A 13,693-nucleotide genomic window follows, 5' to 3' on the forward strand; every position below is an offset into this window, starting at 1 on the left:
TGGGCGCGGCCGTGCGGGGTGAGTCGCGTGGGATCAGTCGCGCGCCGAGTCAGCTGCCACGGGGCACGTAGTTGCCCTCGATGAGCCCGGCCTCGATCTCGAAGCGGTTGCGCAGCGGATCACGCCCCGCGAGGGCGTACAGAACGGGCATGAGGAAGCCGTAGCGTCGCCACTGCCGCCGGTGCACGGCCTCGTGCCCGAGGACGGCGTCGGTGGGCGTGTCGTCGCCGGTCAGGAAGCAGCCGCCGACGCAGACGCCCCCGCGGGGGAACGCCCACGCGGGCAGGCCGCGGAACACCCACAGGCCGTGGAGCTTCTCGATGCGCCCGGTGCTCCAGATCGAGCCCCAGACCCACCCCACGGTGCATCCGTACCAATAGCCGACGCGGCTGATCGGGGAGTCGAGCAGCACGCCGGGGATGAACCGGTCGAGCCGGCGACCGCGAGCGACGGCGCGCTCGGCGCGCTCGCGCCACCCGGCCGGCGGGCGCGGGAGGGGGCTCATGCGAGCGCACCGATCAGTCGGAGGATGGTGCCCAGGTCGTCGACGGCAGCCGCGGGACTGGACGGGGAGAACTCGGTCAGAGTGGCCCCGGCGAGTGGCAGGCGCTCGCGCAGACGGCGGACGGATGCCACGACGTCGGCCGCGCGCGCCCCGAAAGGCTCGGGCAGGGCGACCCCCGTCATCTCCGCCGGGTCGAGCACGTCGAGGTCGATGTGCACGTGGACTCGCGCGGCACCGGTCGCGATGACCGCGTCGGCGAGGGCGTCGGGGTCGGCGAGGTCGGCCGGAGCGATGACCGGGACGGCGTGCTCGTCGATGAAGCGCTGCTCCTCGGCATCGAGAGAGCGGGTGCCGGCGAGGACGAGGCGGGAGGGGGAGATCCCGGGTTCGAGGCGGTGCGGTGACTCTCCTTCGCCCGCGATGGCGCGCAGCACCATGCCGTGGAACGCTCCGCTGGGGGAGGAGTCGGGGGTGTTGAGGTCGGCGTGGGCGTCGATCCACACCACGGCGAGGTCGTCGCCCGCCACGGCCGCCACGGCGCCCAGGGCGACTCCGCAGTCGCCTCCGATCACGACCGCGGGTCCGTCTGCACCGCGGACGGCGTCTTCGATGCGCTCGCGCATACGCACGAGAGCGCTGAGCCGGTGCACGCGCGTGCCCTGCGCGTCGCCGGCCTCGGTCGGTGCATCGAGGACCGTCGTCGAGCCGCGCGGGAGATCACCCGCGATCGCCTCGGCCCCGTCGATCAGCTGCATCGCGCGCGACGACGACGAACCTTGCCACTGCGGGGCGACGATGAACCGGGCCATGGGTGTCCTCGACGGGAGAGGGGAGCGCGCCGCCCGGTGCTCGGACGGCGCGCTCGGAGTCGATCAGAGCTGGTCGGGACTGGGGGCGTCGATCGCCGCGCGCTGCGGGCCGCCGACCTTCAGGGCGGCCAGGCGTGCCTCGACCTCTGTCAGCTCACCCACGTCTTCGAGAGCGTTGAACTGCGCGTCGATGCTCGAGGCGGCCAGCTCCTGCTTGCCGGCCGCGAGGGCCTCTTCGCGGCGGATCTTGTCTTCGAAGCGCCCGAGCTCGCTGGTCGGGTCGAGCACGTCGATCGACTTGACGGCGTCGTGCACCTTGTTCTGCGCCTCGGCGACCTTGGCGCGGGCGGTGAGCTCGTTGCGCTTCGCCTTGAGCTGATCGAGCTTGGTCTTCATGCCGTTCAGGCCGTCTTTGAGCTTGTCGACGACCTCGGTCTGCGCGGCGATCGTGGGAGCGGCGGCCTTGGCCTCGCCCTCGGCCGTGATCTGACGCTGCAGGGCGATCTTGGCGAGGTTGTCGAACTTGTCGGCCTCGCCGACATTGCCCGCCGCGCGCAGCTCGTCGCCCTTGCGGCTGGCGGCGAGGGCCTTGTTGCCCCACTCGGCCGCGGCCTGGACGTCTTCCTGGTGGTCGCGCTCGAGCAGGCGCAGGTTGCCGATGGTCTCGGCGATGGCGGACTCGGCGTCGGCGATGGAGTTCGAGTAGTCGCGCACGAGCTGGTCGATCATCTTCTGCGGATCCTCGGCCTGATCGAGGAGCGCGTTGATGTTCGCGCGGACGAGGGTCGAGATGCGACCGAAGATGGACTGCTTGGCCATGCGGGGTGTTCCTTCCTGAGGGTGACGATGTCGAGTCTGGTGTCGAATGCTACGAATTCTCTGTGATCGGGCGCTGCGCCGCGAGGGGGTCAGCGACGTCGGCCTCCTCCGCCCCCGGCGCGGCTGCGACCGCCGCCGCTCGAGAACCCGCGACCGCCACCGCTTCGCGACCGGCCGCCGCCCGAGAACCCGCCGCCGCCGCCCGATCGCGAGCGCCCGCCGAACCCGCCGCCGCTGAGTCCGCCGAGGCCGCCCAGCCCGCCGAGCGGGCCGAGACCGCCACCCCCGAAGCCGCCACGGCGTCGTCCGCCGCCGGAGAGCGCGTTGATGGCGATACCGCCGAGGATCGCGCCCATGAGGTCTCCGCCGCCGCCTCCCGCGCCGCCGCCGAACGATCCGACGTCGTTCTGCGCCAGCGAGGCGGCTTCGCCGGCCAGCTGCGCCGCGCGCTGCGCCGTGGTCAACGCCGCGGTTGGATCGCTTGCCCGAAGCTGCTCGGCCTGCACCAGCGCGGCTCCCGCCTCGGCCAGACGGGTGCGGGCCGTCGGCCCCACGGCGCCTCGGCGCGCCGCGATGAAGTCCTCGGTCGCGCTCACCTGGGCGCGGGCCTGGGCGAGCACGGTGTCGAGCTGCCCTTCGGCGCGCCGGCGGCGCTCCTCGGCGTCGCGGGCCGCGTCGAGCACACCGTCGATGGTCGCGTTCGCCTGCTGGAGCACGTCGACGGCACGCAGGGGGCTCGGACGCTCGGCCGAGAGGAGCGCACGCGCGGCGTCGAGCTGCGCGCGCGTCGACGCGATCGCGGCGGCGACCCGACCGTCGGGATCGGGCAAGCTCGCGGCGGCGGCCAGATCGCCTTCGATCTCGGCGACGAGGGCACCCGCACGCTGCGCTGCGGCGTCGAGGGTCGAGCCGAGCGTGGCGATCGCCTGTTCGAGCGTGTCCGCCTGGGCGACGGCGGTCTGGGCCGCACGGATGGCGACGGCCGCTTCGCCGGTGCGCCCGGCCGACAGCGCGGCTTCGGCCTCCGCCTCCTGCGCCGCGGCGAGATCCAGACGCGATCGGGCCTGGGCGGGATTGTCGGCGACGGGGCTCAGCTCGTCGTCGGCGTAGCGGGAGCGCAGTCGCTGGAGGTCGTCGTCCGCGGCGGCCAGCGCTGCGGCGACGGTCTCCCGTCGGGTGCGCGCCGTCCGCAACGCGGCGGGAGCGTCGGCTTCGAGGGCGCGGAGCTCGTCGAAGGCCGCGGCCTTGGCATCCAGGGCCTCGTCGGCCGCCTGGCACAGGCGCAGGATCTCGGTGTAGCCGTCCCGTCGCTGCTCGGGAGTCTCGGGCACGTCGTCGTCGAGCTGCTGCTGCAGGGCGAAGGCCCGGTCGAGGTCGGCCTTGGCCTGCGCGAGGGCGTCGGCGAAGGGGGCCGCGGCGTCGTCGCCGAACTGGGCGCGCGCGAACCCGAGCTCCTGCTCGCTGGTCCTGATGGCGTCGTCGGTGGCGACGAGCGCGGAGCCTGCGCGCCGGGCGAGGTCGTCGACGTTCTCCGCGGGCGCCGTCGCGGTCGCCTCAGCTCGCCGGCGTCGGAAGAAGAGCCACAGCAGCACGCCCGCGATGGCCAGCAGAAGCACCGCGACGAGGACGATCGGCCCGAGGGCGGGACCGCTGTCGGTCGCCGGCGTCGGCGGAGGGACGGGCAGGTTGCCCCCGGCCTGCGCGTGCGCGGTGCGGATGCCGTCGGCGGCGGCGATCGCGGCGCCCGCGTCGTCTCCGGTCTCGAGCGCCGGCTGGATGCGATCCTGCTCGATGGACGACAGCTGCGCGGCCGACAGCTCCCCGTCGTCGACGTCGCCGGAGAGGTAGAACGAGAAGGTGTCGCCGTCGATCGCGATCGCGAGGACGTACTGATGCGGGCCGAGCTTGTTCTGGTTGGCCGTGTCGTTCGCCCAGTCCTGCGCATCGGAGGGGTCGGTGAAGGCGTCGACGTAGACGACCCACAGATCGAGGCCGGTCTGCTGCGACAACGTCACCAGGCGCGACTGCACCTCGGCCTCCTGCGCGTCGGTGAGCGCGTCGATGCGATCGACGACGTAGCTCGAGCCGAGCGAAGGCGGGGGGACCGCGGCCGCGGCCAGCGGCGTCCCCAGGACCGCGACGATCGCCAGGAAGACGGCGACGACCGCCCGCGCCACTCTCGGCATCCGCATGCATCCCCCTTCGGTGCGCAACGGATCCACCCTATAAACGACCACCGACACCGGGGTAGGAGCGGCGCGTCCGCTCTCGGCGCACCGGCGCGACGCCTAGGCTCGAACGCTCGGAGGTACAGCACCATGGACGATCGCTACGGCACCGACGTGCTCGCGCGCGGCTGGCGCGACGCCGGGCGGGTCAAGCCCGCCCAGGTCGCGGCCGCCGCCGATCTGGTGGTCGAGGTCGCCGGCGACGGGTACGTCGGCGCGGTGACCCGCATCGACGGCATGAACGTCGAGCTCGAAGACCGCTTCGGCAAGCGCCGGCTGTTCCCCCTCGGCGGCGGGTTCCTCGTCGACGGCAAGCCGGTGGTGCTCACCGCTCCGACTGCGGCCCCCACGGGGCGCACGCGCACGGCATCCGGGTCCTTCGCGGTCGCCGACCAGCGCGCCCGCACCGCTCGCGCCAGCCGCATCTTCGTCGAGGGCAAGCACGACGCCGAGCTCGTCGAGAAGGTCTGGGGTGCAGACCTGCGCGCCGAGGGCGTCGTGGTCGAGTTCCTCGAGGGCGTCGACCTGCTCGAAGAGAGATTGGATGCCGAGCCCCCCACGGCCGAGCGACGCTACGGCGTGCTGGTGGACCACCTCGTGCCGAACTCCAAGGAATCGCGCATCGCCGAGAAGATCGCGCGCGGCCGCCACGGCGCGCACGTGCGCATCGTGGGCCACCCCTTCGTCGACGTCTGGCAGTGCGTGACCCCGCGCGCCCTCGGCATCGCCGCGTGGCCCGAGGTGCCGCGCGGCATCGAGTGGAAGGTGGGCGTGTGCCGAGCCCTCGGCTGGCCCGCCGAGGAGCAGGCCGACACCGCGCGGGCGTGGCAGCACATCCTGTCGAAGGTCACCACGTTCCGCGACCTCGAGCCGGCCCTGCTCGGCCGCGTCGAGGAGCTCATCGATTTCGTGACCGTCCCGTGAGCGGCCGCAAGCGCGCGCTCTCGCGCGAGTCGCCGGAATCCGTCGCTTCCGCGGCGGAGAAGCGACGAATGATGGCGAGTCACGCGGCGGATAGCCTGGATGACATGGATGCCGCCGCCCCCGTGTTCCGCGACAAGCCGGTGTCGTTCGTGCGCCGCAGCGGCCGCATGTCGGAGGCGCAGGACCGCGCGTGGGCCGAGCTCTCGCCGTTCTACCTGCTCCCCGTCGAGCGGGCCGCGGCCGCGACCAGCGTCAGGGCGGGGACCGCCGTCGACCTCGAGCAGGTCTACGGACGCCGTGGCCGGTTGGTCGTGGAGATCGGCTCCGGCCAGGGCCATCAGATCGTGTCGGCCGCGGCCGCCGATCCCGATACCGACTTCCTCGCCGTCGAGGTCTTCACCGCGGGCCTCGCCCGGACCATGCTCGATGCCGACCGCGAGGGCGTGAAGAACCTGCGCCTCGTCGAGGCCAACGCGCCCGAGGCGCTCGAGCACCTGCTGCCGGCGGCATCCGTCGACGAGCTGTGGGTGTTCTTCCCCGACCCCTGGCACAAGAACAAGCACACCAAGCGCCGTCTCGTCGCCCCCGACTTCGCGCGGATCGCCGCGCTGGCCCTGCGTCCGGGCGGCACCCTGCGTCTGGCGACCGACTGGCAGGACTACGCCGATCAGATGCGCGACGTGCTCGACGACGCCCCGGGCTTCGAGCGGGCCTTCGCGGGGGAGTGGGCCGACCGCTTCGAGGGTCGCGTCCTCACCGCGTTCGAGCGCAAGGGCCTGCGCGTGGGCCGCGACATCCGCGACCTGACCTACACGCGGGTCTCGCCGTGACCGCGCACACCGCGGTGCCGGTCCGCGAGCGTTCCACGTGGACGCCGAAGCTCGTTCCGGCGCTCGCGGTGTGCCTCGCCGCCCCGGCGCTGTTCGTCGTGCAGATCGTGTGGCTCGGCTGGATCCTGCTCGCTCTCGCCGTGGCATCCGCCGTTCTCGTCGACCGTCGCAACGGCGTGGCCCTTGCGCGCGGCGAGGAGCCGAGCATCGCGCGCGACGTGTCGCTGATCGCGATCGGCCAGTTCATCGTCAGCCTCATCCCGCTGCACGCCGAGCTCGACGACGCCGCCTTCGTGCGCTTCACCCTCGCCCTCGGTGGGGCGGTGGTGGTGCCCTACGTCGTTTCGCGCTTCGTCTACCGCGATCACGCGATCCGCTTCCCCTGGCGCGGCGGCGGACGGTGGACGTGGTGGCAGTGGGCGTGGCTCGGCGGGGTCATCGTGCTGGGCTACCTGATCCTGCCGTTCTACTTCATCACCAGCGGCGTCTACCTGAACTGGCCCGCCGTGACCACTCCCGATCTCATCGCGCGCCTGTTCGTCGGCGTCGGCGCGGTCGGCATCTGGGACGAGCTCTTCTTCATCTGCACGGTCTTCGTGCTGCTGCGGCGACACCTCCCCGATCTCACCGCGAACCTCCTCCAGGCCGTGGTCTTCGTGTCGTTCCTGTGGGAGCTCGGCTACCAGGCCTGGGGCCCCTTCCTCACGATCCCGTTCGCGATCGTGCAGGGGTTCCTGTTCCTGAAGACGCGCTCGCTCTGGTACATCGTCACGGTGCACCTGCTGTTCGACGCCGTCGTCTTCGGCGTGCTCGTCCACGCCCACAATCCCGGCGCGGCATCCATCTTCCTGATCTGATCCCGGATGCCGCGGTCCCCGCGCCCCGGCCCGTCTCGCGCTGGTGCCCGGATGCCGCGGTGCCCGGTGTCTCGCTTCCCCTCGACGTCCGGGTGCTTCGCGTGGTCCGCGATAAAACGCCGATGCGTGCGAGACACGCGGAGTGACGGCGTGTCTGGGCAGGGAGAGCGTCTATCGCGGGCGCGGGCGCCGACGCGGGCACCGACGCGGGCGCCGACGCGGGCGCGGGAGCGGGAGCGGCAGCGGATCGACTGCACGGGCCCTGCACAGGCGCGGTCGCTACCCTGGACACCGGACGCCCACCGCGTCCCCGGACGAGGGATCAGTACCCGGACAGCGACAAGACTGGCCAAGGAGCTGCACCGTCATGTCGTGGATCATCCTCATCCTCTCCGGCGTCCTCGAGGCCGTCTGGGCCACCGCCCTCGGGCGATCGGAGGGCTTCACCAAGCTCTGGCCGAGCGTGATCTTCGGCGTGGCCCTCGTGGCATCCATGGGGGGACTCGCCGTCGCGATGCGCGAGATCCCCACCGGCACGGCCTACGCGGTCTGGGTCGGCATCGGAGCCGCGCTCACGGTCGTCGTCGCCATGATCACCGGTACCGAGGCGATCTCGGTGGTGAAGGTGCTCCTGGTGCTCGGCCTGGTCGGCTGCGTGATCGGCCTGAAAATCGTGGGCGACACCCACTGACCAGGGGATTCTCCTGGAAGTCAACGGTAGTGAACGGTCAGTTTCATCCGGTACCATCTGGCCTCACTGCACTTCCCCGGGCCAGACACCGTCGTCACTCGCCCTCATCTTCCCCTGTGAAAGGTTCCGAGTGAGCGCACCGCCGAGCGAGCTTGTCACCCCGACCCAACCGTCGAGGGTCATCGGGCGTCCGTCGCGACGCCTCGATCGCCTCCGCGAATCGCGGATCGGGCGCGCGTTGCGGCAGTACGGCAGCGATGTGCTGCGCACGCCCGAGGGCATCGTCCCCATCGAACGCGGGGCCTTCACCCGCGTCCTGATCCTGTGGGCGATCGCGCGCACCGTGAACTTCGGCCTCCTGTGGGGGTTCTACTCGATCGCCAAGGCCGCGCGCTGGGGCTTCGGCCCCGACAGCGAGCGCCTCGGCACGTTCTTCGACTACCTCACGGGCTGGGATGCCGATCGCTACGGTCAGATCGCGGCGCAGGGTTACCCGATGTCGCTGCCGATGAACGTCTCGGGCGACATCCTCCCCAACAACTGGGCGTTCCTGCCGGTGTTCCCCACGATGGTGCGGGTGATCTCGGGGGCGACGGGTCTCGGGTGGCAGCCCGTCGCCGTTCTGCTCAGCCTCGGGGCGAGCCTCGGTGCCACGTGGCTGCTCTTCGTCCTGCTGCGCACCGTCACCAAGCCCCAGCCCGCCTGGTGGGCGGTGGTGTTCTTCTCCTTCGCGCCGATGTCGTTCCTCTTCGTGATCGGCTACAGCGAGGGCCTGTTCATGCTGCTGATGTTCGCCGGCATGCTGCTGGCGATCAAGCGGCGCTATCTCTGGATCCTGCCCATCGGGCTGATCACGGCGTACACGCGTCCGGGCGTCTTGGCGCTCGGCCTGGCCCTGGGCATCGTCTTCCTCGTGCGTTTCTTCCGCCGCCGTGTCGACCCGTTCCCGGTGCGCGAGTGGGCGTCGCTGATGGCATCCGGTCTGGTCATCGCGGTCGCGGGCCTGTCGTGGAACCACATCGCCCAGTTCGTCACGGGCACGCACAACGCCTACATCCGCACCGAGCTCGGATGGTGGCTCGACTACGTCGGCAACGACGAGTTCACGCCGTTCACCCCGTGGTTCCGTCAGGCCGGCACGCACCTGGGCGTCGTGGGCATCGTGCTCGTGATCGCGCTGATCGTGGCCTTCCTCGCACTGATGTGGTCGCGTCCCGTCCGCAAGCTCGGCCTCATGGTCGTCGCGTACGGGTTCAGCTACGGCGTCTACATCTTCGCGGTGTTCCTCCCGCAGCAGAGCACGTTCCGCCTGCTCATGCCCATGGCGCCGCTCATGGGCGATGAGCGGTGGTCTTCGACGCCGCGCCGGCGGACCGCCATCCTCGTCGGATGCCTCGTGCTGCAGGCCGTCGCGATCCTCCTGCTGTGGACGCGCGGCAACCCGTGATCGGCGCTCGGGCCGACGGAGCCTGACTGTGCGAAGGGGGCGGTGCCGGTTCGGCGCCGCCCCCTTCGTTCGTCTCAGCGGGTCAGTCGGGGCGACCGCCCGGGTCGACCGCGTCGACCACGGCCTGCTCGACCTCGTTGTCGGCGACGGTGTCGGCCGAGCCGATGGCCTCGTCGTGCTCCTCCGCGAACGCACCGGCCGCATCGGATCCGGCCTCGCCCGCCGGGGCGGGCTGCGTCTCGGGCGGGAGGGGGACGGTCGGCTCGGACGGCGCCGGCGTGGTCGGCTCGGCGGGGGTCGGTGCGGTGGGCTCGGACGGAGTCTGGGGGAAGGCCGGAGTGCTCATGGGGCGACTCTGCGCCGAACGGCCAGCGCATGCGAGCCCCTTCCTCTCCCGGCCGTCTCGGTGTAGCCGGCAGCCGCTAGGCTCGTCGGCGAGACCACCAGGGGGATGCCGTGTCGACTGCGCACGATGTGACCAGGCGAGACGCGATCGCTCAGTACCGTCTCGTGGGCGAGCCGTCCGAGCCCGACCTCCAGGGACTCGTCGAGCTCGCCGCGACCGTGTGCGGCGTGCCCACCGCGGTCATCAACATCATCGACGACCGCATGCAGCATCAGGTCGCCGCGGTCGGCATCCAGGCGGCGTCCTGCGAGCGCGAGGACTCCATGTGCGCAGCGGTCATCTCGCAGCCGGGTCGCGTCGTGGTCCCCGACGCCCGGCTCGATGGCCGCTTCGCGCAGAATGCGTTCGTCACGGGAGAGATCGCGAACGTGCGTTTCTACGCATCGAGCCCGCTCATCACGCCCTCGGGTGTGGCGATCGGCACGCTCTGCGTCTTCGACGACGAGGTGGGGGAGCTCTCGGATGCCAGCAGCCGCGCGCTCGACCTGCTCGCCCACCAGGTGATCGACGTGCTGGAGCTGCGCCGCGTCCAGCGCGACCTCCTCGAGTCGAACGAGCAGTTGGAGAGCTTCGCCACGCAGGTCAGCCATGACCTGCGCAACCCGCTCACGGCGCTCACGGGCTTCCTCGAGCTCGCCGCGGACAGTCCGGAGATGGCCGGCGCTCCCCGCGCGGCGCAGTCGCTCGCCCGCGCCGAGGCGGCGGCCGGCCGGATGACCTCGATGGTCACCGACCTGCTCGATTTCGCGCGGGTGGGCGGTGCCCGCCCCCACATCACGCAGGTCGACGTGGCCGAGACCGTCGATGCCGTGCTCGAAGACCTCGACGGTGCACTCGTCCGCACGGGCGCCGAAGTCACGGTGGAGGCCTCGACGTTCGTCCGGGGCGATGACACCCTGCTGCGCGTTCTGCTGCAGAACCTCATCGCGAACGCCGTCAAGTTCACCGTCGCGGCCGAGAAGGTGCCCGACGTCCGCGTGAGCGTCGAGACACTGCCCGACGGCTGGCGGATCAGCGTCGACGACAACGGCGACACGGTGCCGGTGGAGTTGCGCGAGCGCGTCTTCGAGCCCATGCAGCGCGGCCACGGCGCCGACGTGCAGGGCATCGGCATCGGTCTGGCGACGTGTCGACGCATCGTCGAGGCGCACGGCGGGACGATCGGCCTCGACGCCTCCCCGGCCGGCGGGACGCGGGCGTGGTTCGTCCTGCCCGCGGCCGCGTGAGCCGACGGCGGTCTCGATATCGGCCACCGCGCCGAGGCGCAACCACCGCGACCGATGTCGAGGGCGGGTCGTAGCCTGAGCGTTGTCGGACACCCTCCCCGGCATCCGCCCGTCCCGCGACGACGATGAGGAGCGATCCATGGCCCGCAACGTCCGTCTGCTGCACTGCACCCCGGAAGACGTGTTCCGGGTGCTCGCGAACGGCTGGCTCTATCCGCTGTGGGTGGTGGGGACCTCGCGCATGCGCGACGTGGGGGAGTCGTGGCCCGCCGAGGGCGCGACACTGCACCACTCGTTCGGGTCGTGGCCCCTGGTGACGAACGACGTCACGGTCATGCGTGTCTGGGATCCGCCCCATCGCGCCGTCCTCGAACCGCACGGCGGTCCGATCGGTGTCGCGCGCGTCGCGATCGACGTCAAGAGGCGAGGAGCAGGGTGCGTCGTGCGCATCCAGGAGGAGCCCGTCACCGGACCCGCCCGGCTTCTCCCCGACACCGTCTTCGACGCCATCACCCGCTGGCGCAACGCCGAGACGCTGCACCGTCTCGCCTACCTCGCCGAGGGCGGCGCTCCCGGCACCGACGGCGGGGCCGAGGCGATCGGGCGCGAATCCACCGCCGAGAGGGAGCCGATCCAGCGATGAGCGAGCAGTACGACGCGATCATCGTCGGCTCGGGTCCCAACGGCCTGGCCGCCGCGGTCACCCTCGCGCGCGCCGGGCTGTCGGTCGCGGTCTACGAGAAGTCGCCGACGTTCGGCGGAGCGGCATCCACCGCCGAACTGACCCTCCCTGGCTTCCACCACGACGTGGGCTCGGCGGTGCATCCTCTCGCCCTCGAGTCGTGGTTCTTCCGCGAGTTCGGGCTCGACCGCCGGGTGCCGTTCATCGTGCCCGAGGTCTCGTACGCCCACCCTCTCGACGGAGGCCGCGCCGCCCTGGCGTTCCGCGATCTCGCGCGCGCGGCCGACGGCCTGGGCGTCGACGGCCCCGCCTACGAGCGGCTGATGCGCCCGCTCGTCGATCACCTGCGCGGCGTCGCCGACTTCACCGGGAACGCGCTGCTGCGCATCCCCGGCGATCCGCTCGCGGCGTTCTTCTTCGGCATCCGGGCCCTCGAGCAGGGCGGTCCGTGGTGGAACGCGCGGTTCCGCGAAGAGGTCGTGCCGAGCATGATGACGGGCGTCTCCGCCCACACGATCCTGCACCAGCCGAGTCTCGCGGCCGGTGGGGCGGGTCTCGTGCTGGCCACCTACGGGCACGGTCGCGGATGGCCGATCCCGGTCGGCGGCAGCCAGTCCATCGCCGACGCGATGATCGCCGACATCCGGGCCCACGGCGGCGTGCTGCACGCCGGTGTCGAGGTGACCTCGCTCGACGAGCTCCCCCCGGCGCGCGCCGTGCTCCTCGACACCACGCCCCGAGCCCTCATCCGCCTCGCCGGAGACCGGATGCCGGCGGCGTACCGTCGAGCGCTGCAACGGTTCCGCTACGGCGGGGGAGTGGCGAAGGTCGATTTCGCGCTGAGCGAGCCGGTGCCGTGGGCCGCCCCCGACGTCGCTCGCTCCGGGACCGTCCACCTCGGCGGCACACGGGCCGAGATCGCCGACGCCGAGAACGCCGTCGCGCGGGGAGAGCTCCCCGACGCGCCCTACGTCCTGGCCGCGCAGCCGACGTTGTTCGACCCCACCCGCGCGCCCGAGGGCAAGCACGTGCTCTGGGCGTACACCCACGTCCCGTCCGGCAGCCCCGCCGATCGCGAGCAGGCGGTCGTGCGGCAGATCGAGCGTTTCGCGCCCGGCTTCCGCGACACGGTGCTCGCGTCGAGCTCGCGCACCTCGGTCGACATCGCGGCGTGGAACCCCAACTTCCCGGGCGGCGACATCTCCGCGGGAGCCCCTACCCTCACCCAGCTGCTCGGTCGGCCGGTCTACAGCCCCGACCCCTGGCGTACCCCGATGGCGGGCGTGTACCTGTGCTCCTCGTCGACGAGCCCGGGGCCCGGAGTCCACGGCCTCGCCGGGTGGCAGGCCGCGTTGAGCGCCCTGCGCCACGAGTTCGGAACGCGCCTGCGCCCCGATCTCGCCCCGCGCGGCGATCAGCTCATCCCCGCGGCGCGCTAGCCGTGCCGGAGGGCGACAGCGTCTACCGGCTCCGCCAGCGGTTGGCGGTGGCGACGACGGGTGCTCACGTGGCCGAGGGGGAGCTGCGTGCCGGCAACGCCGCCGGTCTGTCCCTCGCCGGCCGTACGATCGTCGGCTACGACACGCACGGCAAGCATCTGCTCACGCGATTCGACGGCGGCGACACGCTGCACACGCACCTGCGCATGCAGGGGTCGTGGACCATCACCAGGCCCGGGAGGTCCCTGCCGACCGCGGTCCGAGAGAAAGCCCGCGTGCGCCTGCGGCTCGACGACGGCCGCGACGTGTGGGGGCTCGATCTGCCGGTCGTCGAGCTCGTGCCCACCGCGCACGAACGCGACGTCGTCGGACACCTCGGTCCCGATCCGCTCCGCGAGGACTGGGATGCCGCCGAGGCGGTGCGTCGGTTGGCCGCGCGCCCCGATCGTCCCTTCGTGGCGACGCTGCTCGACCAGCGCCGTATGGCCGGGCTCGGCAACCTGTGGGTGAACGAGCTCGCGTTCCTGCGCGGCATCCACCCGTTCGCTCCGATCGGGGCGACCGACCTCGACGCCCTGGTGGCGCTCGCCGCGCGGTGCCTGCGCGTGTCGGCGACGGTGGCGGGGATGTACCAGGTCACCACCGGGGATCGTCGCCGAGGCGCGTCGCACTGGGTGGTCGGCCGCGCGGGGCGTCCGTGTCTGCGGTGCGGAACGCGCATCCGGGTGCGCGACGAGGTGGCGAACGACCCGGAGCGACGCCGCACCTGGTGGTGTCCGCGGTGCCAGCCGATGCCGACGGGCGGCGATGTCGGAACCCCGGGGTAGAAC

Annotated in this window: 14 protein-coding genes and 1 riboswitch; of the genes, 9 read left to right on the forward strand and 5 right to left on the reverse strand. The window is 72.1% G+C overall.

The genetic code is table 11. From position 1 onward, the window contains the following. Positions 1-49: 49 nt before the first annotated feature. The 4 genes from Q0818_RS11540 to Q0818_RS11555 all read right to left on the reverse strand — a co-directional run bounded on the left by Q0818_RS11540 (position 50) and on the right by Q0818_RS11555 (position 4,325). A complete protein-coding gene (locus Q0818_RS11540; protein WP_298874785.1) occupies positions 50-505 on the reverse strand; it encodes a Fe-S oxidoreductase in 456 nt (151 codons plus the stop codon). After that, positions 502-1,314, reverse strand: a complete 813-nt coding sequence (locus Q0818_RS11545; protein WP_298874787.1) for an arginase family protein — start codon at positions 1,312-1,314, stop codon at positions 502-504. The genes Q0818_RS11540 and Q0818_RS11545 overlap by 4 nt, the downstream gene beginning before the upstream one ends. A 63-nt stretch (positions 1,315-1,377) precedes the next feature. Continuing rightward, positions 1,378-2,133 carry a PspA/IM30 family protein gene (locus Q0818_RS11550; RefSeq protein WP_076674533.1) on the reverse strand — a complete coding sequence of 252 codons (756 nt, stop codon included), beginning with the start codon at positions 2,131-2,133 and terminating at the stop codon, positions 1,378-1,380. Between the two features lie 89 nt (positions 2,134-2,222). Further along, entirely contained in the window at positions 2,223-4,325 is a 2,103-nt protein-coding gene (locus Q0818_RS11555) for a TPM domain-containing protein (protein ID WP_298874792.1), read from the reverse strand. 126 nt (positions 4,326-4,451) lie between these two features. Between Q0818_RS11555 and Q0818_RS11560 the strand changes: the two genes are divergently transcribed. From Q0818_RS11560 to Q0818_RS11580, 5 genes are all read left to right on the forward strand, one after another. Beyond that, positions 4,452-5,285 carry a DUF3097 domain-containing protein gene (locus Q0818_RS11560; RefSeq protein WP_298874794.1) on the forward strand — a complete coding sequence of 278 codons (834 nt, stop codon included), beginning with the start codon at positions 4,452-4,454 and terminating at the stop codon, positions 5,283-5,285. Between the two features lie 104 nt (positions 5,286-5,389). Continuing rightward, positions 5,390-6,115 carry a tRNA (guanosine(46)-N7)-methyltransferase TrmB gene (gene trmB / locus Q0818_RS11565; RefSeq protein WP_298874797.1) on the forward strand — a complete coding sequence of 242 codons (726 nt, stop codon included), beginning with the start codon at positions 5,390-5,392 and terminating at the stop codon, positions 6,113-6,115. Next, positions 6,112-6,972 carry a CPBP family intramembrane glutamic endopeptidase gene (locus Q0818_RS11570; protein WP_298874800.1) on the forward strand — a complete coding sequence of 287 codons (861 nt, stop codon included), beginning with the start codon at positions 6,112-6,114 and terminating at the stop codon, positions 6,970-6,972. The genes trmB and Q0818_RS11570 overlap by 4 nt, the downstream gene beginning before the upstream one ends. A 290-nt stretch (positions 6,973-7,262) precedes the next feature. Then, positions 7,263-7,326, forward strand: a riboswitch (guanidine-III (ykkC-III) riboswitch). 13 nt (positions 7,327-7,339) lie between these two features. After that, positions 7,340-7,663 carry an SMR family transporter gene (locus Q0818_RS11575; protein WP_298874803.1) on the forward strand — a complete coding sequence of 108 codons (324 nt, stop codon included), beginning with the start codon at positions 7,340-7,342 and terminating at the stop codon, positions 7,661-7,663. Between the two features lie 130 nt (positions 7,664-7,793). Next, on the forward strand, positions 7,794-9,110 hold the full coding sequence (locus Q0818_RS11580) for a hypothetical protein (RefSeq protein WP_298874806.1): 1,317 nt from the start codon (positions 7,794-7,796) through the stop codon (positions 9,108-9,110). Between the two features lie 82 nt (positions 9,111-9,192). Here the strand turns inward: Q0818_RS11580 and Q0818_RS11585 are convergent, their stop codons facing one another. Next, positions 9,193-9,456: a hypothetical protein gene (locus tag Q0818_RS11585; RefSeq protein ID WP_298874809.1), complete on the reverse strand. Its 264-nt coding sequence runs from the start codon at positions 9,454-9,456 to the stop codon at positions 9,193-9,195. Positions 9,457-9,584: 128 nt separating this feature from the next. On the opposite strand from Q0818_RS11585, the gene Q0818_RS11590 reads away from it, so the two are divergent. The 4 genes from Q0818_RS11590 to Q0818_RS11605 all read left to right on the forward strand — a co-directional run bounded on the left by Q0818_RS11590 (position 9,585) and on the right by Q0818_RS11605 (position 13,690). Beyond that, positions 9,585-10,742: a GAF domain-containing sensor histidine kinase gene (locus tag Q0818_RS11590; RefSeq protein WP_298874813.1), complete on the forward strand. Its 1,158-nt coding sequence runs from the start codon at positions 9,585-9,587 to the stop codon at positions 10,740-10,742. 139 nt (positions 10,743-10,881) lie between these two features. Further along, complete coding sequence (locus Q0818_RS11595; protein WP_298874815.1) at positions 10,882-11,385, forward strand: SRPBCC family protein; 504 nt, start codon at positions 10,882-10,884, stop codon at positions 11,383-11,385. Continuing rightward, positions 11,382-12,863 carry an NAD(P)/FAD-dependent oxidoreductase gene (locus Q0818_RS11600; protein WP_298874817.1) on the forward strand — a complete coding sequence of 494 codons (1,482 nt, stop codon included), beginning with the start codon at positions 11,382-11,384 and terminating at the stop codon, positions 12,861-12,863. The genes Q0818_RS11595 and Q0818_RS11600 overlap by 4 nt, the downstream gene beginning before the upstream one ends. 47 nt (positions 12,864-12,910) lie before the next feature. Then, positions 12,911-13,690, forward strand: a complete 780-nt coding sequence (locus Q0818_RS11605) for a DNA-formamidopyrimidine glycosylase family protein (protein ID WP_366943175.1) — start codon at positions 12,911-12,913, stop codon at positions 13,688-13,690. Positions 13,691-13,693 lie beyond the last annotated feature (3 nt).

The organism is uncultured Microbacterium sp. (genome assembly GCF_947489255.1).
Classification (GTDB): Bacteria; Actinomycetota; Actinomycetes; order Actinomycetales; family Microbacteriaceae; genus Microbacterium; species Microbacterium phycohabitans.